Source organism: Acetobacterium sp. K1/6, assembly GCF_034438075.1.
In the GTDB taxonomy this organism is placed as follows: Bacteria; Bacillota; Clostridia; order Eubacteriales; family Eubacteriaceae; genus Acetobacterium; species Acetobacterium carbinolicum.
The window spans coordinates 81,825-104,481 of record NZ_JAXQGA010000008.1; the positions used below are offsets into that span (position 1 = coordinate 81,825).

Sequence of the window (22,657 nt, forward strand, 5' to 3'; positions counted from 1 at the left end):
AAAACATGGCAAAAAATATTATGTTTATGGGTACCGGGTCATCAGTAGGAAAAAGTTTGATCACTGCTGCCATGTGCCGGATACTCGATAACCACGGTTATCAGGTGGCACCCTATAAATCCCAGAATATGGCGCTTAATTCATTTATCACCAAAGACGGCAAGGAAATGGGTCGAGCCCAGGTAGTCCAGGCGGAGTGCGCCCGGATGGAACCTCAGGTTGAAATGAACCCGGTATTGCTTAAACCAAACTCCGATGTGGGTTGTCAGGTTATTCTGATGGGAAAAGCTGAGTTTAATATGGATGCCATGGATTATCATGCCCATAAACCCAAATTGGTCGAAATTGTCGTTTCGGCTTATGACGCGTTGGCTGAGGGCAAAGATGTGATTGTGATCGAAGGCGCCGGCAGTCCCGCCGAAATCAATTTGCGGGATAACGATATTGTCAACATGGGACTGGCAGAATTGGTTGATACCCCGGTGGTACTGATTGGTGATATCGACAAGGGTGGTGTTTTTGCATCGATTTATGGTACAATTATGTTGTTGCAACCCGAAGAACGGGCCCGAATTAAAGGCTTTATCATCAATAAATTCCGCGGTGATGTGGAGTTGCTAAAGCCCGGCATCAAAATGATTGAAGAATTGGTTAATGTCCCCTGTTTGGGTGTTATCCCTTACAAGCGCTTTGTCATTGATGATGAAGATAGTGTCAGCGAACGGTTTGATAATAATTCCGAAGGCCTGATCACGATTGGGGTGGTCTATCTGCCGCATCTGTCAAACTTTACCGATTGCACCGCCTTTGAAATGCATCCTGATGTGAAGGTGGAATACTATCGTAACCAGCGCGATCTGCAGCTGGCTAACCCGGACCTATTAGTGATTCCCGGTAGCAAAAATACCATTGATGACACCTGTCATGTGATCAACAGTAAAATGGGTGATGAAATCCATCGGCTCCACGATTGCGGGGTACCGATTGTGGGAATCTGCGGCGGTTATCAGCTACTGGGTAAAGAAATCCGTGATCCTTTCTCGGTAGAGTCAACCAAAGGTAGTATTGATGGACTGGGACTTTTAAATATTGTCACCACCATTGAAGAAGAGAAACGAACGGTGCGAACAACCGGCAAGGTTTTAGGTAACTTCATGGGAATGGCGTTGGCTGACATGGATGTGGAAGGCTACGAAATCCACATGGGCACCAGCGAAGCACTGGATCAGGCTAAGCCTTTTGCAATACTTGCTGATGGCACCGTCGATGGGGTGATTGCCGAAGATGGCACGGTGATGGGAACCTACCTTCATGGGATCTTTGATAACGATGGATTAAGGGAAAAAATCATTGAAGCCCTGCGCGTGAAAAAGAATTTAGAAGCCGGTCCCACTGCCTTTGATTTTAAGGCCTTTAAAGAAGAACAATATGATCTTCTGGCAGAGACGGTAGAAGCGAGTTTAGATATGAAAAAAATAATGGAAATCATTGGAGAAATTAAAAAGTGAATCTAATTGAAGGACTTCCCCTGGGTTTAGGGGGAGGCTTTTGGTTTTTACTGATACTCTTTGGCGTGTTGCTGGATTGGCTAATCGGGGATCCCCCCTGGTTGCCGCATCCGATTATCGCCATGGGGAAAACCATTGGCTTTTTAAATAAAAAACTGAATCATGGCAAGCACAAAAGAGCAAAAGGATTTTTACTGCTATTTTTCGTTCTGGGTCTGACGGGCGCGATTGTCTTTGGCCTGCAGTGGGTGCTTTACAGCATTAATATTTATCTGTATATCATCTTTAACCTGTACTTGATTGTTACGTCTCTGGCGGCAAAAACACTGGCCATTGAAGTGCGTAAAGTGATGAGCGCCTTAATGGGTGGTGATATTGAAGTTTCCCGAACTCAAGTGGGTTATCTTGTCGGACGGGATACCTCACAACTCAAAGAAACGGAAATCATCCGGGCAACGGTTGAGACCACTGCCGAAAATACCATTGATGGGGTTTTAGCACCGATTTTCTATCTGTTGCTGGGAGCCCTGATTCCAGTGCCCTGGCTTAATCCGGTGATGCTGGTAATGCTCTACAAGGCGACCAATACGCTGGATTCGATGGTTGGATATATCCAGGAGCCATATAAGGATTTTGGCTATGCTTCAGCAAAATTTGACGATCTCATCAATTTTATTCCAGCCAGAGTCGGCAGCATCTTTATGCTCGTTGCCGGGATGTTTTTAGGATATACTTTTAATGACGGCTGTCGCATTTTCAAGCGGGATCGTCACAACCACAAGAGCCCTAACTCGGCCCATCCGGAATCGGTGGTGGCAGGGCTTTTAGGTATACAACTCGGCGGAACCAACCAGTATTTTGGTGAAACGCTGGAAAAGCCCACCATTGGGGATGCTAAATCGCCGCTGGAAATATTGGATATTCGGGAAACCATCACCATTATGTATGGCAGCGAGGTGGTCCTGATGGTTTTGGCCACCTTAATGGCGGTGATTATTTATTCGTTTTAGCAAACTGAAAAATCATTGAATTTGCAATCACTGCATTTAAATAGAAAAATTTAAATAAGAGAATGTTAATAATTGGAGAGTCGACATGAATAAACACGGCGGATATCAGGGCGAAAACAAAGAAATGCTGGATTTTAGTGTTAATATTAATCCCTTGGGAATTCCCAAGGGAATCCGGGAAAAGTTGATTGCCGGGATTGACGAGTTAGTGAAATACCCGGAGATCTCTGGCGTTTCGGCGATCGAGAAGATTGCCAATGATCTGGCGGTGCTACCGGAAAATATCATTCTCGGTAACGGTGCGATTGAGCTGATCTACCTTTTTGCCAGAAGCATGGGGCCGGGAAAGGCGCTGATTGTTCAGCCAACCTTTAATGAATATGAACGGGCCTTAAAGCTTTATGGCTGGGAGGTGGTTCATCATGTCGTAACAGAGCAAGATGGTTTTATCATCAACCCGGAAGCATTAGCGGCGGTCATTAAAAACGAAAAGCCCCAGGCGGTTTTTTTATGCAATCCCAATAACCCCACCGGTCGGGTTCATAGCAATGGTTTTATCAGAGAAATGTTAGAGCATTCGGCTCCGGAAATTAATTGGTTTCTGGATGAATCCTTCATGGATTTTTCTGAAGAAAGTGGCAGCCTGTTATTGGTTAAAGAAGCGAAACCGTCGGTCTTTATTTTAAAATCGTTGACGAAGTTCTATGCTCTGCCGGGACTTCGGATTGGTTATGGGGTCGGTGTTGCCCCAATGATTAAAAAAATGGAGCACTTTAAAGAACCCTGGACCATTAATGCCCTGGGGCTGATTGCAGCCACGGCTGTTTATGATGAAAAAGACTATGCCGCAAAGACTAAAACTTATATAAAGGGAGAAGCTCAGCGGGTATTTGAAGCTTTAAGTCAAATCAAAACACTGAAGGTTTATAAAAGCGATACCGATTTTCATCTCTGTCGACTGTTTACGGGAACTGCGGCGGAGCTGCAGATGGCCCTGGAAAAAGAGGGTATGTCGCTTAGAACCTGCGAAGATTTTATCGGTTTAGACAAATCATATTTTCGGATTGCGATAAAAAAAGAAGCAGATAATACAAAGCTTTTGACTTTTCTTAAAAACTGGAGGAATTAATTATGGGTCAGTTAATATTTATAACCGGCGGTGCCCGTAGCGGTAAAAGTACTTATGCCGAAAATTTAGCCCGGGAATCGGGCAAACCGGTCGCTTATATTGCCACTGCGATCGCCTTTGATGATGGCATGAAGGACCGCATTGCCAAACATCAGGCGCAGCGGCCAGATCATTGGGGAACCATCGAACAATATAAGGATTTTCAGACAATGACCGACAATCCCGTTTTTTTGCAAGCCGAGATTGTTCTTTTTGACTGTCTGACCGTGATGACTACCAATAATATGTTAGATTTTCCGGTTGATTATGACACTTGCGCGATGGAAAAGGTGGGCGAAATCGAAGGTGCTATTAAGATTGAAGTGGAAAAACTACTGGATGTTTGTCAGGATAAAACCCTGATTGTAGTCTCGAATGAGGTGGGTTTGGGTCTGGTGCCGGCCTACAAGCTGGGTAGTTATTTCCGTGATATTGCCGGCCGGATGAATCAACTGGTGGCCGGACGGGCTGATGAAGCCTATCTACTGGTTGCTGGCTTACCGTTGAAATTAAAATAAAAAACAGCAAAAGCCCATTTTTGGCGGCAATTACGGTTGCAGCTAAAAAGGGCTTTTGTTTTATCTGAAATAACAGGGGGTTAATAAAGATGGATCAAAAATTTTTACGAGCGGAGCTGTTAGGCTTGGTCGATGAGAAATACCGTAAATTTTCCAGCGGCTTGACGCCGGGAACCAATAATATTCTGGGGGTGCGCTTGCCAGCACTTAGGAAGATCGGCAAAAGAATTGCCAAAGCAGACTGGCGAAGCTATTTGGAAACAGCTCAGGTTGACAGCTTTGAGGAAACCCTGCTACAGGGAATGGTGATCGGGTATGCGGATGTGGAATTGCCAGAACGGCTGATGCTAATAAAAGACTTCATCCCAAAGATTGACAACTGGTCAATCTGCGACAGCTTCTGCACGGGTCTGAAATTCACAAAAAAGCATAAAGAGGAGGTATGGCTTTTCTTACAACCATACCTCAAGTCAAAAGAAGTTTACGAGATCCGTTTCGGGGTGGTGATGTTTATTACCTATTTTGTCGAAGACCGCTATCTGGAGCCGATGTTTCTAAACTTTAATGCCATTGACTGCGACAACTACTATGTAAAGATGGCCGTTGCCTGGGCGATTACCAGCTGTTTTACGGTTCTTCCGGAAATGACCATGATTTATCTCAAAGCTAATGATCTGGATGACTTTACCTACAATAAAGCCTTGCAGAAAATCACTGAATCGCGGCAGGTAAATCCTGACATAAAGGTACGGATTCGCTGTATGAAACGGAATAAGAAATAATTTTCGATCAATACTCAGATATCTAAACCGGCATTATATCCGGCGGTTGTGGCAGTGTAGAGGGTTCCCTGGCTGGTGGTGCAATCACCGATGCAGAAAACGGTATCAACAAGATTGGCAAATTTGGATACTTCCAGCAGGTTTGGTTTAACACCCAGGGAAAGAATCAGGGTATCAAAATCCACTTCTTTTTGACCATCGCTCCCTTCAACTAGAACGGCATGATCCACAGCCTTAATCAGTTGATGGCTCGCAAGGATGGTCACATTTTCTTTTTTAAGCAGCTGCAGCATAGCAGTCATCGGAATTGGTGAAGGGTCAAGCATTTTCTTTTCGCTGACCATTTCGACAATCGTGACATTTTTACCTTTCCGGGCCAGGTCCAAAGCGGTTTCACATCCAGTTAAGCCACCGCCAGCGATGACCACATTATGACCGACTTCAACCGATCCGGATTCGACATCACCGACCCAAACAACATCGCTGCCATCTAAACCGGGAATGGCGGGGATATTGCTTTCGGCACCGACGGCAATAATCAGGGCATCCGGGGACTCGGCCATGATGTTTTCAGGGGTTGCCGCGGTGGATAGTCGCAGCGAAACATTGGGGTGTTGGCTGGTCATGCGGATCGTCCAGGCCAGATAATTTTTAAGATCAGCCTTGAAATCCGGAGCAACCGCCAGCCGCAGGGTACCCCCGAGACAATCGCTTTTTTCAAAAAGAATGACCTCATGGCCATGGTCGCCGGCGGTTCTGGCCGCTTCCATGCCAGCTGGACCACCTCCGATGATGACCACCTTTTTCTTTTGATCCGCCAGTTTATTGATATCTTTTAATTCACATTCCCGGCCAGCCTGGGGGTTAACGGCACAGGCAACTCGGAGTGGTTCCATACCATGGGTACGATTCAGACACAGTACACAGCGGATGCAGGGACGGATTTTCGCTTCATTTCCGGTGCGGGCTTTGTTGACGCTGCTGGGATCGGCAATAACGGTACGGATCATCGCACACATGTCGGCTTCGTTGTTTTCAATGATTTCGGCAGCCAGATCCAGATCAATGGAACCAACGGTGGTGATCGGAATATGAATTCCCGCCGCTTTTTTAATACTGGCGGCATAGTGGGCATTATAACCACGTTTTAGATAGGTAGGCTGGGTGGTGATCGGAACCATTTCGTCATCCAGTAGCATCCCGGCGGAAACGTGAACCAGATCGATTTTGTCCTGAATAATTTTTATAAAAGCGATGGTTTCGTCCAATTCGACGCCGCCGGGAACCAGTTCAGCGGCACTCAGGCGAAATTCAATGGCCAGCTTATGGCCAACCTTACTGCGAATGGCATCGAATAACTCACAGGCAAAGCGGGCCCGGTTTTCGATACTGCCACCATATTGATCGGTGCGGTGGTTAAACAGGGGCGAGAAAAAATTGCTGACGAGAATACCATGGCCACCGTGGATCAGGACCATATCCATGCCCGCTTTCATGGCCCGCTCAGCGGCATTTGCAAATAAGGTTATCCAGTTTTTTATTTCTTCCTGGGACATTATGTCGATGGGCGATTTGCCTTCCTCGGGCAGATCATGACCCATGGCAAATCCCGCCAGTTCAATGGAGGCTTTGGCGCCATAACGATGGACCGTGTCGGCCAGAACCGCTAAACCGGGAACCACATTGTTGTCGCCGATGTTCACGCAGAAACCGTTCATGTGTCCAAAGGGCGGAGTGACCATCGAAATACCAACAGTGACAATCCCGGCACCACCTTTGGCCAGAGCCCGGGTCCATTCGATCAGCTCCGGGGTTACCAGTCCTTCCGGGGAAGCCAACCGCGGCGCCGCTGGAGCGGTTTCAATTCGATTTTTAACAAGCATATTACCAATTTTAATCGGGGTGAACATCTTTGCGTATTTAGAATTCATTTCAAACCTGCTTTCTTTTGTAAATCGTTTACTTAGATTAATTCTATCAGGAATATGAGCTAAAACAATGTCAATTCAGCAAAAAATAGTGAGTATTTTTTTTGCAAAATGACAACAGATTGATTTGCATTTTAAGTATTGAATACATATAATATAAACGAAAAGAAGCGATTTATAATTTTAAAAAGCAGGTTAGCGATGAAAGAAAAGAAAAACGCGAAAGACTCAAATCGAATTCGGGTGAAAAGTCATCCAGATGAACAGAAAACGACTCACATGATCAGAACCTTATGCATGCAAAAACGGCGTTTCGAACGAAAAAAAGCAAAATTGATGACGGCTCTTTTATCATGCGGAGGCCTGCAGCATATCATTGATATCGCTTATGAGGTATTGGGAAATCCGATGTTTGTCAGCGATATGGGCTACAATGTGGTGGCTTTTAATAAAAATGCCGAGGTTGGTGATCCATCCTGGCCTTCCACCGCGCCGGAAGAAGAATTTGATGCTTATGAACGGATCAAAAAACTCAATGACAGTGGTGTGTTTGAACGGCTTTATTCCAGCGAGAGCCCCTGCATTGAAGAATTTGATTATTCGCCAACCCGCTGGATGGCACATAAAATTGCAATCAATGATAAGAATATTGGACATATCGCCGTGGTTGAGGCCAAAAAAGCGTTTGAACCGATGGATTTTGGGCTACTTGAATTGCTGTGCAGTGTGGTAGCCAGTGAGCTGCAAAAGGAACCCATTCAGAGCAGTCAATTATATAGTGAGGTTGAGCATTTTCTGATCGGCATCCTTGAAGAAAGAATTTTTAGCGCAGAAATAATTCAAAAGCAGGGGAAAAAGCTGGGACTGTATGCAAAAGAGCATTTATGCCTGGTTACAGTCAGTTCAGAATTAAAAACAGAAAAGGGAATGTCGTTAAGCTATGTTAAAAGCATTATCAATCGTATCTTAGGAACTGAAAAATCAATTCTTTATCAGAATAAAATCACTGTATTGTTGACAAGTGATAAAAAAGAAGCGGTTTCTGACGGTGCCAAAAGTAAGCTGATTGAATTTTTAAACAGTAATCAGATGAAAGCTGGTGTCAGCCCTTATTTTCAGGATTTGGCAGGGCTTAAAAGCCACTACAACCAGTCCGTCAAAGCATTGGAATTAGGAATAGCGATGAATCCGGAGGAATCCCTTTATTATTATGAGGCATATGCCTGCTATCATTTATTTGAAATAGTGGCTGGTCAAACCGGCTTAAAAGACTTCTGCAATACGGCATTAACTGATTTGATGGGTTATGATCAGCAATACAAAACAAATTATTGTCATAATCTGTGTATTCATCTTCAGCATGACGGCAATGTGACAAAGACTGCCCGATATTTTAAAATTCACCGAAACTCAATGAAATATCGCATCAAAAAAATCGAAGAAATTATGGCAGTGTCACTGACAGATAGTGAAATAAAATTCTCATTGATGATGTCGTTTAAATTGCTGGCTTATTTAGGCGATGAAAAATTACTGAAGGCTTAAGCAATATATGAACATTTAAAGCGATCAGACTAAGTCCGAATAATCTAAAGCGATGGTGCCTACCAATTTATTAAATCATACAATGCGAAAGTCAAAGGGATCGATGTGGATCAAAGAGACCTATCTAAAACAGCCGATCGGCTCCAGTTGGCGACCGCGGTTACCGATACTAAGTGAATCCGATGGTCTAGCCTGTTTAACTGGCAAGACGCTTTTAGGGACTAAAAAAAAGTCCGCAGTGTCATATGGCTGCGGACTTTTTTTATGTGAGAGAAGACTTATAAATTTGCTTTTAGACAGCCTTACTCATACCGCAGTGCATCAATCGGATCCAGCTTGGCGGCCTTATTGGCCGGATAAAAACCAAAGAAGACGCCGATGGCCATCGAGAAACACAGGGCAATAATCATCGGACCAAAGGGTGGTGTTGACGGGAATTTCATTAGTGTGCTACCCAGTATCCCTAAGCCGGAGCCGAGCCCGACGCCGATCAGTCCGCCAATTAGGCAGATGATAATCGCTTCAATAATAAACTGACTGCGAATGGCTGAATTACGCGCCCCCAAAGCCTTACGGATGCCAATTTCCTTGGTTCGTTCGGTGACCGACACCAACATAATGTTCATGACGCCAATCCCGCCGACTAACAGCGAAATACCCGCAATAACCGAGATCCCCAGAGATAAGGTTCCAAGCATTCCCGTCGCTTCACTGGCCATGGCTTCCAGACTTTCAGCCTGAATGGTGAAATCAGATGACTTTGCCAGGGTTTTGATAAAATAGTCTTTGCTGATTTGAGAAAAGGCTGCGGAGTCGGTCCCGGAGGTTGCCATAATGGTAAAATTGGTGTATCCGGAAACATTGGCCGTTTCGCTGTTTAAAGCCATAGCGGTTGAAATAGGAATAAAACACTCAATGCGAGTTTCGTCACCCATATTAAACAGCGGGTTATCAATCACCAGTTTTTCATAAACGCCAATGACGGTATAGGTCTCATTGGTATTTTGGGTATCAACCTGAATTTCCATCCCTAGGGCATCACCATGAATACCAACCAGACTATTGCGAACGGTTGTATCAATAATGATGACATGGCGGTCGCCTTGCACATCGCGGGGGCTGATAAAGCGCCCCTGAACCAGTTTGACATTATTAACCATGCTATAGTCAGGGCTGACCCCAGTGAGGGTGACATTTCGGTGAATATAGCCTTTGCTAAGCTCACCAGCGCCCAGCGAACTGGAGGTACTGATGGCTTTAACCTCATCAGAATAGGCCGCTTTGAAGTTTTCCAATTCGTCCATGGTCACATAGTCGTCTTCTTGAAAGGTGGAGGCCACCTCATAGTTTTTGGCGGTTACATAAACCATAATATTTTTTCCGCCGATTTTATCCATCGTTTTGGTGACGGAGCCAGTCATCGCCGAACCCAGCGTGGAGATTGCCATAACTGAGGAAATCCCGATGATAATTCCCAGCATTGTTAAAAGAGCTCGCATCTTGTTGGCCCGCAGTCCCTCCAGGGCCAGCCGGATATTTTCAAACAGATTCATAGTAACCCTCCAATTGATATTGATCATTCTTGCGGTTATCGACAATGGAACCATCTCGAAGTCGGATGGTTCGTTCTGTTTCTTCGGCCAATTCGACGTTATGGGTAATTAAAATAATCGTTTTTCCCTGTTCCTGATGGAGCCGGTGAAAAATATCCATAACCAGGCGACCGGTATGAGTGTCCAGGGCTCCGGTCGGTTCATCGGCGAGGATGATGGCCGGATCGTTGGCCATCGCCCGGGCAATGGCCACGCGCTGTTTTTGTCCGCCGGATAATTCATTGGGCCGATGATGGGCTCGACCACTCATTTCCACCAGCTGAAGGAGTTCAGAGGCCCGTCGTGATCGTTCGCTCCGCGGCACTCCACCGTAAAGCATCGGCAGAGCCACGTTTTTTAAAGCCGTCGAACGGGGAATGAGATTAAAGGTCTGGAAAACAAAGCCGATTTTCTTGTTGCGGATTTTTGAAAGCCCATCGTCGCGAACATTTTCCATTGGCAGATGATCCAGATAATAGTGCCCTTTGGTGGGGCGGTCCAAGGCTCCAAGAATATTCATCAAGGTGGATTTACCGGAACCGGAAGCGCCGACAATCGATAAAAACTCACCTTCATAAACATCCAAATCAATACCGTGGAGAATTTCCAGTTCATTGGGGGTACCCAGATAATAAGATTTGACAATCCCCTGCATTTCAATAATTTTATTTCGCATCATTACACCGTCAATTCTTCAGTCACTGTCGTACCGGGCTGCACCGTAGTAACGGCCATACCGGGCTGGACCGTTTGGGGCTGGCTAATAATGGCGAGTCCATCGCTAAGTAGATCACCGGCGATTTCAATTAAAGAATCAGTTTCCAGACCCGTGGTGATGGGAATCGATTCGACTGTGAAAGAGCCTTGTTCGACAGGATTTTCTTTGGCAACATAGACGCAGGATTGACCGGAATCATTCATCACCAGAGCTTCAAAGGGAACACAGAAAACATCGGGACGTTCTTCGCTGATTATGCTTAAGCGGGTAGTCATTCCGATTTTTAATCCGGTGGTATCGGATGGAAGGTCAATTTCAACTTCAAATTCAGCCTTTGTTGCTGTTGAACTGGTGGCGGTTTCGGTTTTAATTGCTGTTGGCGCAATTTTAGTCAGGTTGCCGGGGAAAACGGTATCCCCAGTAGCATCCGATTTTACCAGCACCGGCATATTTTTGTGGATGTGATTTAAATCAGCTTCTTTAATCTTGCCTCGCACTTTAAGGTCGTTGGTGTCCTCAATGGTAAAAAGCTCACCATTGGCGGGGTTCCCTTTAACGGCGTTCATGGCGGTGATGGTTCCACTGGCTGTGGCCTTGACATAGCTGTAACTGTCACCTTCTTTGTTGTAGAGCTGACATAACCAATCATCTTTATCGACCCATTGACCAACCGAAACATAGAGTTTTTCGATTTTATCATTGCTGGTATCGCTGACTTTGACCTTGGTATAGCTTTCAATGACACCAGTGGCGGAAATGGTGTTTTGCAGGGTTGCTTTTGAAAGTGGGGTGGTTTTGACAGCAACCGCCGGGGTGGGTTGGGAATTGCCATAAACATAGGCACCTCCGCCGACCAATAGGGCTACCCCGATCACAACACATAAAATAATTCCTTTTTTCTTCATAACGTCTCCTCTTAACTCATTTTGGTACGAGATTAAAAAATAAATACTTGCGACTTTATTTAATTTTGTTGATTGTTTCTCCTAATTTTTGATGGCAGCGTATTTACTGATAGGATAGTTTAAGTATAAGCGTTAATTATGAAGATCAGGTTACTCAAATTCTTAAGAATTTTTGACAATAAAAAAGACCCCGAATTGGGGTCATCAATTGTTTTATCGTTACTGATGAATCGGCAGAATCAGTTCAACCTTGAACAGCTGGTTGAGTTGATAGTAGTCGATCCGTCCCTGATGGCGGGTGATTATTTTTCGGCAGGAGTCCAGGCTGGAACCTTCGTTCTCAATGACATTTTTGCCAGCAGCATCGGGATTATTTATGGTTTTATTGCGCAAAATAATGCAGAGTTCGTTTTTATTAAGGATCAGGCCAAAATCGACCGGTTTGTCGGGGTCGGCATACTTAATAATATTGGAAGTCAGATAGTCAAAAATGCGTTGGAGCTGTTCCAGATCAACCCACAGGGAGAAATCCCGTTCGATGCAATTTTCCTCGACAACATCGTATCCGGCTTCTTTTAAAGCCTGGCTGGAAGTGTTCAGAAGTTGATGAATCAGGGGTTTTCCGTTATAGACCTTGAACTGGTAGTAGCCCTTGCCATTATCGGTAAAGGCATGCTCAAAAAGATCGTCAATAAAACGGATGACCTGATACGCCTTTTTAAGAGCAATCTTAAGATAGGCTTCTTTTTTGGAAAAGTCACGTTCATCAGGGTTTTGAATCCGCTCAAGATAGCCGATGATACCAGTTAAGGGGGCATGTATTTCGTTTGAAACAGAGGTGATAATATGATGATTTTCCATCTTAGCAAGCGATTCAGCCTTGTTTTTAGCCTCATATAAATCATGAATCAGATTCACGTTATTGGCAATATCAGTGAGTTCGTTATGGTCCTGAAGTGGAATATAGGATTCAAAATTCTCAGCGGCGATCCGTTCGGATCCTTTTTGCAACGTTTTAAGGTAGCTTAATTTTTTGCGAATTAAATGGGACATGATAATAAAAACCAATAAATTGGGGACAAGTGTAAACAGAATGATAAAAAGCGGATGATAGCCCAAACGGGGTAACAATGCGAGGTTAAAATAAAAGCCCCAAACAAGTGCAACAACTAAAGTCAAACTCAAATATTTTATTAAGACCGAGACCAATTCCTCATCGGGTCGATTCTTACTGTTTTTTATTTTGATCGGGTCGGGTTTATCGTTTTTCAATTGACTATTCCTTTCAGCATGTTTTATTATACAATCATTGTAAACTGGAATGCGATTATAATCAACAAGAGCTTTAAATTAAAGCTGCCTTAAGTAAAATCAGCCTGGCGCTGTTCCGATTGAAGTAATTTGTAGGGGTTTGTCAGAAAATGGTTTAATTCCCGGTGGTTTTGGGATATAATAAAATGATATTATTATGAGGAGAAATTCAAATGAGTTTATACGATGCGTGGAAAAATTACATCGAAGAGAATTGTAGCACCCAGGAAGAACAAAATACCTTTTGGGAAAAATATTGTGCTGAGGAAAAGGTTCTGTATCAGAAGATTCTGGGCGAGAAAATTACAACCATTTCCGGTAAGGTAGAAGACCTGATTAAAGAAAGCAAGATGGTTCCGCCCCAATACATGGGTTTTCTCGATGGCATTAGCGACAGTCTAACGGCCCCTATTGATCTTGAGACCATTGACTTGGATTCAGAAGTCAAGCTGGAGATCGATTTTGCCAAACTTTATAAAAATATGCTGGCAGTTCCGGCAGAATGGCTTTATACTTTGGCGGAATGGGATAACTTTTTCACGGTGGAGCAGCGAGTTGAGCTGGAAAAAGAATACAAGCGATCAAAAACCGTGGTCAATGAGGTAAAGGTTGGTCGAAACGATCCCTGCCCTTGTGGCTCCGGGAAAAAATATAAAAAGTGTTGTGGACTATAAAAAAAAGAGCGAAAGCTCTTTTTTTAGTGGTTGATAACTTCATGAATATAGAAAACAGTAATCATTGAGAGGGCAATGTCCGGCGAAAATTTACTTAAAAAGGTTGACATTCGTTCCGGACTGAGATCACCCCGAATACTCAAAAAGACAAGATAAAAAGTAATGAAATTGTAACGTAGCAAACTGCTGTTGGCAGGGGTAAAAAAGGTTCCGATGATTTTAGGATTATCCAACAGATTGAGGTTTTCATCCAAAAGCCGGTTTAGTTCTTTAAGAATGGCCTGAATGAAAAAATCAATGGAATAGTTTTCCAGTCGTGGGACACCCACGCTTTTGCCGGTGATTTCCAGCATCGCAAGGCTGAGGGGCTGGTTTCTAAACGAGGTTTTCTGCAACAAGTTTTCCAGGGTTCTTAAAACATCGTTTTTCCCGGCGTCAGGTGATAGGCAAAGCAGCGCCAGCATTTTTTGCAACTGTTTCTGGTTTGATAGCGGTTGACCCAAGGTATTGATGAACTTCCTGAAAAAGGTGTTGCTTTTTTTTGTGTTCAGGTAAAAGTATCGGCCGTCGACTAGGCCAAAAACCTTTAAGGCATCCAGATAACCTAATTGGATATTCAGCTCGATTTGCCTGGAATCGAAGTCGAGGACGCCGCCAAGATATTCGGAGTTATTAACAGTAATGATTTTTGCTTGTTTATCCCGTACCCATTTACGCATTCCCGGAGCAGGGAATTCCACCGAAATAATCTGGTTGAAATGCTGTTCCAGCATAAAATTTATCGGGACATTATCAAAAAACCCCCCATCAAGATAGGTTTTACCATCAATTTCCAGCTTCTGAAAAATGGGTAGGGCAGCACTCGCCAGCAAATAGTCAATCAACTGACCGTTGGGAATGTCCTCTATCATTAGCTGACGTGGCTTCAGGCTGGTAATATCAACTGTTACCAGTCCGAACCGGATCGTTGAGCGGCGGATGGTGTCTTCACAGATCATTCGGGTAAGATTGTGTCGGAGCGGCGAAATATCCAAACCGTCTGAAAAAAGAGCGGCTAAAAAACCGGTTCTGAACACATCAAAACTTTCCTTTGACCACTTATCCACATAGGTATTGGTCATTTCTTTATTTAAATCAAGAACCTGGTTAATGGTCAGATTGGACCAGAATTCCATGGCAATTTCATAGTCATCCTGGGCAATCATAGCGGCGTTTAGCGCCCCGACCGAGGTTCCGATCACAGCCCCCAGGGAGTAATCAGATTCTCTGAGCGCCTTCCAGACGCCCATTTCAAAGGCGCCCTTGGCACCGCCACCACTAAGAACCAGGCCATACGGTTGTTGCGACATTTGATGTTCACCTCTTTGTTAATAAGAAATGTGTTGCTAAAGAATCGTTTGATTAGTAGTACATGCCGTCCATCAGACCACCCAGCATTCCCATGCCGCCGACTCCAATGCAGGTAATGCAGGCAAAAACCATCAGTACGGTAAAGGCCATCCCAATGATTGAACAAATCAGACCGGCCATTGCCATACCAGTGGGCAGACCCTGGAGCTTTCGTTCCTTCATGGCAATCATCCCAAAAATAAGACCGACGGCGCCGGTAAACAAACCACTACCGATAAAAGTGATAACACTGACAATTGAGATGATCCCCAGCGTCAGAGCAAGGATTGATTTAGAATCATAGGTTTCTGCAACCACTTCCGGATGACGTTCATCGTAGGGAGTCCGATTACGAACGATAAAGATGAAAATCGGTCCCAGGAAAGGGAAAATAATACTGAGGACCAGATAAAGGACCCGGTGATCCTTGTCATAAATACTGTAAAGCCAGAATTGAGCGGCATAATAGTAGAAGCTCAGTGCCAGTGATAACAAGATGCTCACAAAGGCGCCCAGATAAGGGATGAATCCAAGAACCATCATGACAATACTTAAGGCCAGACCCATTAGCGGAAGAAAGAGTTTGGCATAGGGAATGTGCCAGGTGCCGATAGAAACATCATCATTGATCAATTCACCCATCAGATAACTGCTGGCGAAAGGAATCCAGGCCAACCAGGGGTTATCCAAATTTCGGTTTTTAGCCATGGTATAAAGACCAAGTGAATTAAAAACGTAGCAAATTATGCCAACAACGAGACTGATCGCTAAAATAATACCGAGAACTGACATAATAACGGGCATGATCGCCCAAAAACTGTCAGGATGGGAAGAAATACCGCCCATATAACCATCATAAATATCCATAATAATACCTCCTAATAAGTTCGGATATACTGATTATACCCTAAAGTACGGTAAATATCTAATTTTTCAAGTGTTTTTGATAAAGGGTCTGGGGAATTTTAATGATAAAAAGTAATCCAAATGCAATAACAATCAGGCTGATAAACTGTGAGGTTGAGAGAAAACCGATGATGCCTCTGGGATCGGAGCGGAAAAACTCATTGATGAAACGAAAGATACCGGCAGCGATTAAATAAAAACCGGTTGTAAAACCAGGATTTCTGCTTTTCCACAATACCACCATCAGAACTAAAGTGAGTATAAAAAGAAAGGCCGATTCAGACAACTGGGCCGGAAACAGACCGATTCCGGAGGGTGGATAGGCGCCAACGGGATAATGGACAGCCAAGGGACCATCATAGGGAATACCATAACAGCAGCCATTGAAGAAGCAGCCAATCCGGCCGAAGGCCTGAGCCAGTGCTAGCGATGGCACTGCAATATCAAAAAACTTGATGGCGTCAAGTCGATAGACGCGAGTGTAAAGAAAACCGCCCAGGATTCCGCCGATCAGTCCGCCATAGAAGACGGCACCACCGGTGGCGAGTCGAATCAGGGCGGTCTCCGGGCTGGCGATCAGATTGGGCAAATCGACAATGATATACAGTAGCTTGGCCCCGATGATCCCACCGATGATGCCAAAAAGTCCGAAAAACATGGCATCCATCGTTGAGATATGATATTTTTTAGCAGTTGGAATGGCCAGTAGAAAGCCGCATCCGGTTCCAATTAAAAACAGGACCCCAAAGGTCGGGATGGTATATTGAAAGATATGAATAAGGGGGTACATAAAACTCCTTTCATTGGGAAGGGTGGGATAAAAATAATTAAATTTGATTCTCAGGTAAAAAAAATAGACGATGGCAGTCGTCTATTTTTTTGCTTGAATCAGCCAAACATCGCTGCGGTGCCCAATAGTCCGACACAGGCCACACAGGCGATCAGTACAAGTGCACAGAGGGCGAGGCCAATGATATTAAGGATCAAACCGGCAGTCGCCATGCCGTTTGGGGTAAACCCTTCCAATTCGCCGGCTTTGCGGATCTGGATGGCAAAGATTAAACCGATAATCGCACAGATAATACCAATAATGGTAAAATAACTAAACCAGATACTAACCAAGGATACGATTCCCAATACAAGGGAAGCAGTCGCCTTATTATTATACTGTTCCATGTAAGCCTCCTAAAGTAAAATTATTTCTCTCTTTAGAATACGCTTGTTGGGAAAAAATGTCAAGATTTATGAATCGCTTTTAACTTATCAACCAGATCAAAAGCGACGTGGTTGATCGTTTGGGAACCAGCCACAAGAACCAGATCATTCGGGCATAAGTTAGCGGTCAGATGGTTAACAATATCCTCAAAGGTCGAAATAGTGACCGTTGGGATACTGTATTTTGCTTCAATGGCTTTTTGCAGATCCTCGGAATAAACATCCCAGTCATTGTCTTCCCGGTCGGAATAAATATCGTTGAGAATAACATAGTCGGCTTTGGCAAAAGCGTCCACGAAATCATCAAAGAAAAAGAAGGTTCGGGAATAGGTATGGGGTTGAAAAACAACCCAGAGTTTATGGTGTTCATAATTGAGACAGGCGTCCACAACCACCTTTAACTCGGTGGGATGATGCGCATAGTCTTCATAAACGTTGATGCCGTTGACTTCGCCCCGGAACTCGAAACGACGTTTAGCACCGCTGAATTTTGCCATCGAAGCGATCGATATTGCGACTGGGATGTCAAGGAAGTCACCGCAGATAATAGCTGAAAGGGCGTTCAGAACATTATGCTGACCAGGGATGATAAGTTGATAATGGCCATAGAATTCACCCTTCTTATAGACATCAAAGCTGGGCTTACCAACATTGTCATAGGTAATGTTTTCGGGATACCAGTCATTTTTTTTGTTCAACCCGTAGGTGACTACCGGGCAGGCTAAGTCGGTGACGACATCGAGAACATCCTGGGAGTCGCCGTAGGCAATCATCAGTCCATCGGCCGGCAGGATTTTACCAAAATTAGTAAACGATTCTTTGATCTGCTTTAATCCGCCTTTAAAATAGTCCAGATGATCCTCTTCGATATTGGTAATGATGCCAATCGAGTGGGAAGTTGTCAGAAAACTGTCGACATATTCACAGGCTTCCACGACAAAGAACGCTTTGCCGTCAATCACGGCATTGCCGCCGAACTCATCAAGCTTGCCACCAATACTCAGGCTGGGTCGCAGATCGGCATCCTGGAGCAGGCAGGCAACCATGGAGGAGGTTGTCGTTTTACCATGAGTTCCGGAAACGGCGATGGTTTTATCAAAGATGTGGGAAAAGAGACCCAGGAAACTGGAACGTTCGATTTTAGGAAGATCCAGATCTGTGGCTTTCACCATATCCGGGTTATCGTCATGAATGGCGGCAGAATAAACAACACAATCGGTGTCAGCAGGAATGTTTTTATAGTCATGCCCGATATGGATTTTGACGCCCAGGCACTCCAATTTTTCGGTGTAGGATGAAGCAACCATATCAGAACCTTCAATGGAAAACCCCTGGGATAACGACATCGTAGCCAGGCCACTCATGCTACTGCCACCAATTCCAATGAAGAATAATTTATTAATCGGTCGGTTAAATTTGTTTTCGAGTTGTGCTTTCAAATTAATCAGCTCCTTTAACGGTAATAAAATCTTAATTATTTCTTAATGATTCAACGAAAAGTGTTGGTTGCCAAGTTAAGAATAGCTATGAAATAACCAAATTATTGGTCAAAATTGGGAAAAACACTTTGATCCGAATTATAACACAGGTGTTTCTATGGAGTAAAGATTAAAAAAAACTTGCACTTTTAATAAAATATGAATAATATTATAACTATTGAGAAAAATGTTCGGATTTAAAAAATCCATCATAGGTGTAAAATGAAAAAGAATGAAAGAATCAGCGTCATCACAAAAATATTGTCAGACCATCCCAACCAGGTTTTCAGTTTCAATTATTTTACCGATTTACTGGAAGCGGGTAAATCGAGTGTCTGTGAAGATGTGGCGATTGTAAAAAATGCCATCGAATTAACCGGTACCGGTTATGTCGAAACTTTTTCCGGGGCATCCGGGGGGATGGTCTATCATCCCCGGGTTACCAGAGAAGATGAGTTACTGATCCTCAAAGAAATTGCCGACTTGCTCCAATCCCCGGCCCGAAAAATTCAGGGTGGCTTTGTCTATTACAGTGACATCCTCTCGAATCCCCGCTATTCTAAAAATATAGGCCGGATTATTGCTTCAAAATATGGCGAAATGGGGATTGAATATGTGGTTACCACCGAAACCAAGGGCATTCCTGCAGCGATGGAAACAGCGCATTATTTAAATGTACCAATGGGCCTGATAAGGCGATCCAATCGGGTCACCGAAGGGGCAACCACCAGTGTAAATTATATCTCGGGGTCATCCAATAAGATTAATACCATGTATTTAAGTCGACGTATCGACCTTAAAGACAAAAAAGTACTGATCATTGATGATTTTATGAAGGGTGGCGGAACCGCCAAAGGAATGACCAACCTGATGGAGGAGGTGGGCGCCGAAGTCAAGGGAATCTGTGTTATTTTCGTGACCCGTTCCCCGGCCGAAAAATTGGTCGAACATTTCACCCCGCTAATCTGGATGGATGACGAAAATCTGGAAGCCGGATTGCAGGTTTCGCTCCATTTAGAAGACTGAAAGCGAAAAGCTAAAAACCCCCTCAGAACCCACCGTTAACACTAAAACAGAAGCTTAGATAAAAGAATTTTTTTGTATTTTCAAACCCTTTTTGAAAATAATAAGAATCGAAAAAAATTAAGGTTTTTGTTTTAATATAGTTGAATTTGTGTTAGTATATATCTAGAATTAGACATGTGACTTTATTTCAAAGGGGAGGCTTACGAGATGGAAATAACGGACGTAAGAGTACGGAAAACGTATCCAGAGGGAAAAATGAGAGCAATTGTCTCAGTTACTTTCGATGATCAATTTGTTGTTCATGATATTAAGGTAATTGAAGGCCAAAGCGGATTTTTTATTGCAATGCCCAGTCGAAAAACGCCGGACGGTGAATTCAAAGATATTGCACATCCCATTAACATGGGTACCCGTCGTGAAATGCAGGAGAGCGTCCTGCGAGCTTACGAGAAGGCCATAGAAGAGGATAACCAAGTAACCAATGAAGAAGAAGCAACAGTTGAACTAGAAGTAGATTACGAAGAAGAATAAAAATTTAAAACGTTTAAAAAAGGGGGAAGTGCTTCCCTTTTTTTGTTGTTAATGATTAGTAGTGGAGATGAAAATGAACGATTCAAAAACCATCATATTGGCAGCCGGCGAAGGAACCCGGATGCGGTCCCAAAAGCCCAAGGTACTCCATCAGGTATGTGGGGAGAATATTCTGGATTACGTGATAGAAGTCAGTAAGACGTCGGGCATTTCGGAGATTGCAGTGATTGTCGGCTTTCAGGCTGAGTTGGTCAAAGAAAGCCTGCCGCCACAGATCACTACCTATTTCCAGAAAGAACAACTTGGCACCGGTCATGCCGTTTTACAGGCACTCCCCTTTTTTGAAGCGCTTAAGGGAAATCTGGTTGTGTTGGTCGGGGATGCCCCACTGATCCAGGCAGAGACCCTGACCGGCCTGGTTCGGGCTCATGAGTCCGGAGGTTATGCGGTAACGGTCTTAACGGCAGAGTTTGATGAGCCCACCGGCTATGGCCGGATGATTAAAAATAGAAGTGGCGAACTGCTTAAGATTGTCGAAGAGAAGGATGCCAATCTGGTCGAAAAACAGATCAAAGAAATCAATTCCGGGATGTATTGCTTCGACGCTCAGGCCCTTGTCCTGGCACTGGCGCAATTAAAAACAGATAATGTCCAGGGTGAGTATTATCTCACCGATGTCATTGAAATTTTGCGGGAAATGGGAAAAACAGCAGGCACCTTTGTGACCCCGGATCCGGAAGACATTCAGGCGATCAATTCCCGGGTGCAGTTGGCAGAGGCAGAAGCGGTGATGCGAAAACGGATTAACCACAGACTGATGGATGCCGGCGTGACGATCATCGATCCGGCAACGACCTATGTGGGAGCCAGAGCAATCGTTGGTCAGGATACCGTCCTCTATCCCAGCGTTATTCTGGAAGGCGAAACCGAAATTGGCAAAGATTGTGTTATCGGAGCAAATTGCCGGTTAGTTGACGCAAAAATTGGGAATAAGGTTTCTATCCAGAGTTCCACAATATTAGAGAGTCGTGTCGATGATTACACCAACGTCGGACCCTACGCTTATATTCGTCCGGGTAGTCAGATTGGCAAGCATTGCAAGGTTGGTGATTTTGTCGAAGTGAAGAACTCCACCATGGGCGACGGCGCAAAGGCTTCCCATTTGACCTATATTGGCGATGGCGACGTCGGCGAGAATGTCAACCTGGGTTGCGGCACCGTTTTTGTGAATTATGATGGCAAAAATAAATACCGGACGATTGTAGAAAAGAATGCCTTTGTCGGGTGTAACACCAATCTGATTGCCCCGGTAACCGTTAAGGAAGGGGCTTATATTGCCGCCGGTTCCACCATCACGGACGACGTCCCGGAAGACAGTTTGGCGATTGCCAGAGCCAGACAGGTCAATAAGGTCGGCTACTTAAAAAAGTAATACAGGTTAATAAAAAAATAGAAAATAGAGAAGATTAAGAAGAGGTATAAAACGCATGGATGGAAAGTATAGTGGAATTAAGATTATTGCTGGGAACTCAAATATGGCATTGGCACAGGAAATTGCCGAATATTTAGAAGTTCAGCTATGTAACGCTGAGGTGGTCTCCTTTAGTGACGGGGAAATCGGCGTCAACGTTTTTGAATCGGTTCGTGGTGCAGATGTTTTTGTAATCCAGTCCACCGGAACTCCGGTGAATGAAAATTTAATGGAATTACTGATTCTCATCGATTCCATGAAACGGGCTTCAGCAGGGCGAATTAATGCCGTAATCCCTTATTATGGTTATGCCAGACAGGATCGTAAGGCGAAATCCCGGGACCCCATCACAGCAAAACTGGTGGCCAATTTATTAACCACAGCCGGTGCTGACCGGGTCATCACAATGGATCTTCACTCCAACCAGATTCAGGGTTTCTTTGATATTCCTCTGGATCACTTATCAGGCGGTGCCCTGATCACTGAATATTACAAAGAGAAAAAAATGGGAAATATGGTCGTGGTTTCTCCGGATGTGGGTAGCGTCAAGCGATCCAGAAAACTGGCCAGAAACTTAAACTGTCCCTTTGCCATTATTGATAAGGAACGTCCCCGTCCCAATGAAACCGCGGTGATGAATGTTATCGGCGATGTTAAAGGGAAAAACTGTATCATGATCGATGATATGATTGATACCGCCGGAACCATTACCTCCGGGGCCAACGCTCTTCTTGATCTTGGTGCCAATTCGGTCTATGCCGCCTGTAGTCATGGGGTATTTTCCGGGCCGGCCATCCAGCGAATTCAGGATTCTGCGATTGAGGAATTGGTCACACTCAATACCCTGTGTATTCCCAAAGAAAAACAGATTGAAAAAATAAAAATTCTTTCCACTGGAACTCTTTTCGGACGGGCCATTGATTATGTCCATTTTGGTCGATCGCTGAGCAAGCTTTTTGTGGGAAGATACGTATAGGATAGC

Annotated in this window: 21 protein-coding genes; 11 read left to right on the plus strand and 10 right to left on the minus strand. The window is 44.3% G+C overall.

The window, feature by feature from the left end; genetic code table 11:
- Positions 1-5: 5 nt before the first annotated feature.
- The 5 genes from U2P91_RS08965 to U2P91_RS08985 all read left to right on the plus strand — a co-directional run bounded on the left by U2P91_RS08965 (position 6) and on the right by U2P91_RS08985 (position 4,986).
- Complete coding sequence (locus U2P91_RS08965) at positions 6-1,508, plus strand: cobyric acid synthase (RefSeq protein ID WP_322519477.1); 1,503 nt, start codon at positions 6-8, stop codon at positions 1,506-1,508.
- The gene (gene cbiB / locus U2P91_RS08970) at positions 1,505-2,518 is read left to right on the plus strand and encodes an adenosylcobinamide-phosphate synthase CbiB (protein WP_242988463.1); all 1,014 of its coding nucleotides are present in this window, start codon (positions 1,505-1,507) and stop codon (positions 2,516-2,518) included. The genes U2P91_RS08965 and cbiB overlap by 4 nt, the downstream gene beginning before the upstream one ends.
- Before the next feature lie 85 nt (positions 2,519-2,603).
- Positions 2,604-3,647 carry a threonine-phosphate decarboxylase gene (locus U2P91_RS08975; protein ID WP_322519478.1) on the plus strand — a complete coding sequence of 348 codons (1,044 nt, stop codon included), beginning with the start codon at positions 2,604-2,606 and terminating at the stop codon, positions 3,645-3,647.
- A gap of 2 nt (positions 3,648-3,649) precedes the next feature.
- A complete protein-coding gene (gene cobU, locus U2P91_RS08980; RefSeq protein WP_111888060.1) occupies positions 3,650-4,204 on the plus strand; it encodes a bifunctional adenosylcobinamide kinase/adenosylcobinamide-phosphate guanylyltransferase in 555 nt (184 codons plus the stop codon).
- Between the two features lie 89 nt (positions 4,205-4,293).
- Complete coding sequence (locus U2P91_RS08985; protein WP_111888059.1) at positions 4,294-4,986, plus strand: DNA alkylation repair protein; 693 nt, start codon at positions 4,294-4,296, stop codon at positions 4,984-4,986.
- A 14-nt stretch (positions 4,987-5,000) separates the two neighbouring features.
- Here the strand turns inward: U2P91_RS08985 and U2P91_RS08990 are convergent, their stop codons facing one another.
- Complete coding sequence (locus U2P91_RS08990; RefSeq protein ID WP_322519479.1) at positions 5,001-6,917, minus strand: NAD(P)/FAD-dependent oxidoreductase; 1,917 nt, start codon at positions 6,915-6,917, stop codon at positions 5,001-5,003.
- Positions 6,918-7,115: 198 nt separating this feature from the next.
- On the opposite strand from U2P91_RS08990, the gene U2P91_RS08995 reads away from it, so the two are divergent.
- Positions 7,116-8,459: a PucR family transcriptional regulator gene (locus U2P91_RS08995; protein WP_111888057.1), complete on the plus strand. Its 1,344-nt coding sequence runs from the start codon at positions 7,116-7,118 to the stop codon at positions 8,457-8,459.
- Positions 8,460-8,761: 302 nt separating this feature from the next.
- On the opposite strand, the gene U2P91_RS09000 is transcribed toward U2P91_RS08995, so the two are convergent.
- From U2P91_RS09000 to U2P91_RS09015, 4 genes are all read right to left on the minus strand, one after another.
- Entirely contained in the window at positions 8,762-10,012 is a 1,251-nt protein-coding gene (locus U2P91_RS09000) for an ABC transporter permease (RefSeq protein ID WP_162624490.1), read from the minus strand.
- The gene (locus U2P91_RS09005) at positions 9,999-10,730 is read right to left on the minus strand and encodes an ABC transporter ATP-binding protein (protein WP_111888055.1); all 732 of its coding nucleotides are present in this window, start codon (positions 10,728-10,730) and stop codon (positions 9,999-10,001) included. The genes U2P91_RS09000 and U2P91_RS09005 overlap by 14 nt, the downstream gene beginning before the upstream one ends.
- Complete coding sequence (locus tag U2P91_RS09010) at positions 10,730-11,674, minus strand: efflux RND transporter periplasmic adaptor subunit (RefSeq protein WP_111888054.1); 945 nt, start codon at positions 11,672-11,674, stop codon at positions 10,730-10,732. The genes U2P91_RS09005 and U2P91_RS09010 overlap by 1 nt, the downstream gene beginning before the upstream one ends.
- 219 nt (positions 11,675-11,893) lie before the next feature.
- Positions 11,894-12,946 (minus strand): sensor histidine kinase, encoded by a 1,053-nt coding sequence (locus tag U2P91_RS09015; RefSeq protein ID WP_111888053.1) that lies wholly within the window; start codon positions 12,944-12,946, stop codon positions 11,894-11,896.
- 212 nt (positions 12,947-13,158) lie between these two features.
- On the opposite strand from U2P91_RS09015, the gene U2P91_RS09020 reads away from it, so the two are divergent.
- The gene (locus tag U2P91_RS09020; protein ID WP_111888052.1) at positions 13,159-13,659 is read left to right on the plus strand and encodes an SEC-C metal-binding domain-containing protein; all 501 of its coding nucleotides are present in this window, start codon (positions 13,159-13,161) and stop codon (positions 13,657-13,659) included.
- Between the two features lie 23 nt (positions 13,660-13,682).
- Here U2P91_RS09020 and U2P91_RS09025 read toward each other — a convergent pair whose 3' ends face one another.
- The 5 genes from U2P91_RS09025 to murC all read right to left on the minus strand — a co-directional run bounded on the left by U2P91_RS09025 (position 13,683) and on the right by murC (position 18,608).
- A complete protein-coding gene (locus U2P91_RS09025) occupies positions 13,683-15,008 on the minus strand; it encodes a patatin-like phospholipase family protein (protein ID WP_111888051.1) in 1,326 nt (441 codons plus the stop codon).
- 52 nt (positions 15,009-15,060) lie between these two features.
- Entirely contained in the window at positions 15,061-15,915 is an 855-nt protein-coding gene (locus U2P91_RS09030; RefSeq protein WP_242988462.1) for a DUF4190 domain-containing protein, read from the minus strand.
- A 58-nt stretch (positions 15,916-15,973) separates the two neighbouring features.
- Positions 15,974-16,744, minus strand: a complete 771-nt coding sequence (locus U2P91_RS09035) for a prolipoprotein diacylglyceryl transferase (RefSeq protein WP_111888050.1) — start codon at positions 16,742-16,744, stop codon at positions 15,974-15,976.
- Positions 16,745-16,842: 98 nt separating this feature from the next.
- Positions 16,843-17,130 (minus strand): hypothetical protein, encoded by a 288-nt coding sequence (locus U2P91_RS09040; protein ID WP_111888049.1) that lies wholly within the window; start codon positions 17,128-17,130, stop codon positions 16,843-16,845.
- Between the two features lie 59 nt (positions 17,131-17,189).
- Positions 17,190-18,608 carry a UDP-N-acetylmuramate--L-alanine ligase gene (gene murC, locus U2P91_RS09045; protein ID WP_111888048.1) on the minus strand — a complete coding sequence of 473 codons (1,419 nt, stop codon included), beginning with the start codon at positions 18,606-18,608 and terminating at the stop codon, positions 17,190-17,192.
- Between the two features lie 261 nt (positions 18,609-18,869).
- On the opposite strand from murC, the gene purR reads away from it, so the two are divergent.
- From purR to U2P91_RS09065, 4 genes are all read left to right on the plus strand, one after another.
- The gene (gene purR, locus U2P91_RS09050; protein WP_111888047.1) at positions 18,870-19,673 is read left to right on the plus strand and encodes a pur operon repressor; all 804 of its coding nucleotides are present in this window, start codon (positions 18,870-18,872) and stop codon (positions 19,671-19,673) included.
- Positions 19,674-19,880: 207 nt separating this feature from the next.
- Positions 19,881-20,204 (plus strand): septation regulator SpoVG, encoded by a 324-nt coding sequence (spoVG, locus tag U2P91_RS09055; RefSeq protein ID WP_111888046.1) that lies wholly within the window; start codon positions 19,881-19,883, stop codon positions 20,202-20,204.
- Positions 20,205-20,277: 73 nt separating this feature from the next.
- Positions 20,278-21,636: a bifunctional UDP-N-acetylglucosamine diphosphorylase/glucosamine-1-phosphate N-acetyltransferase GlmU gene (gene glmU / locus U2P91_RS09060; RefSeq protein ID WP_111888045.1), complete on the plus strand. Its 1,359-nt coding sequence runs from the start codon at positions 20,278-20,280 to the stop codon at positions 21,634-21,636.
- Between the two features lie 55 nt (positions 21,637-21,691).
- The gene (locus U2P91_RS09065) at positions 21,692-22,651 is read left to right on the plus strand and encodes a ribose-phosphate diphosphokinase (RefSeq protein WP_111888044.1); all 960 of its coding nucleotides are present in this window, start codon (positions 21,692-21,694) and stop codon (positions 22,649-22,651) included.
- Positions 22,652-22,657 lie beyond the last annotated feature (6 nt).

What these genes read in the sequence shown, in the direction of transcription:
- U2P91_RS09010 (WP_111888054.1), bottom strand. Translation starts at nt 11,674, where the DNA reads ATGAAGAAAAAAGGAATTATTTTATGTGTTGTGATCGGGGTAGCCCTA.
- U2P91_RS08985 (WP_111888059.1), top strand. Translation starts at nt 4,294, where the DNA reads ATGGATCAAAAATTTTTACGAGCGGAGCTGTTAGGCTTGGTCGATGAG.
- U2P91_RS08990 (WP_322519479.1), bottom strand. Translation starts at nt 6,917, where the DNA reads ATGAATTCTAAATACGCAAAGATGTTCACCCCGATTAAAATTGGTAAT.
- glmU (WP_111888045.1), top strand. Translation starts at nt 20,278, where the DNA reads ATGAACGATTCAAAAACCATCATATTGGCAGCCGGCGAAGGAACCCGG.
- U2P91_RS08995 (WP_111888057.1), top strand. Translation starts at nt 7,116, where the DNA reads ATGAAAGAAAAGAAAAACGCGAAAGACTCAAATCGAATTCGGGTGAAA.
- purR (WP_111888047.1), top strand. Translation starts at nt 18,870, where the DNA reads ATGAAAAAGAATGAAAGAATCAGCGTCATCACAAAAATATTGTCAGAC.
- U2P91_RS09000 (WP_162624490.1), bottom strand. Translation starts at nt 10,012, where the DNA reads ATGAATCTGTTTGAAAATATCCGGCTGGCCCTGGAGGGACTGCGGGCC.
- U2P91_RS09020 (WP_111888052.1), top strand. Translation starts at nt 13,159, where the DNA reads ATGAGTTTATACGATGCGTGGAAAAATTACATCGAAGAGAATTGTAGC.
- U2P91_RS09025 (WP_111888051.1), bottom strand. Translation starts at nt 15,008, where the DNA reads ATGTCGCAACAACCGTATGGCCTGGTTCTTAGTGGTGGCGGTGCCAAG.
- U2P91_RS09040 (WP_111888049.1), bottom strand. Translation starts at nt 17,130, where the DNA reads ATGGAACAGTATAATAATAAGGCGACTGCTTCCCTTGTATTGGGAATC.
- U2P91_RS08975 (WP_322519478.1), top strand. Translation starts at nt 2,604, where the DNA reads ATGAATAAACACGGCGGATATCAGGGCGAAAACAAAGAAATGCTGGAT.
- U2P91_RS09035 (WP_111888050.1), bottom strand. Translation starts at nt 16,744, where the DNA reads ATGTACCCCCTTATTCATATCTTTCAATATACCATCCCGACCTTTGGG.
- U2P91_RS09065 (WP_111888044.1), top strand. Translation starts at nt 21,692, where the DNA reads ATGGATGGAAAGTATAGTGGAATTAAGATTATTGCTGGGAACTCAAAT.
- U2P91_RS08965 (WP_322519477.1), top strand. Translation starts at nt 6, where the DNA reads ATGGCAAAAAATATTATGTTTATGGGTACCGGGTCATCAGTAGGAAAA.
- U2P91_RS09030 (WP_242988462.1), bottom strand. Translation starts at nt 15,915, where the DNA reads ATGGATATTTATGATGGTTATATGGGCGGTATTTCTTCCCATCCTGAC.
- spoVG (WP_111888046.1), top strand. Translation starts at nt 19,881, where the DNA reads ATGGAAATAACGGACGTAAGAGTACGGAAAACGTATCCAGAGGGAAAA.
- cobU (WP_111888060.1), top strand. Translation starts at nt 3,650, where the DNA reads ATGGGTCAGTTAATATTTATAACCGGCGGTGCCCGTAGCGGTAAAAGT.
- U2P91_RS09005 (WP_111888055.1), bottom strand. Translation starts at nt 10,730, where the DNA reads ATGATGCGAAATAAAATTATTGAAATGCAGGGGATTGTCAAATCTTAT.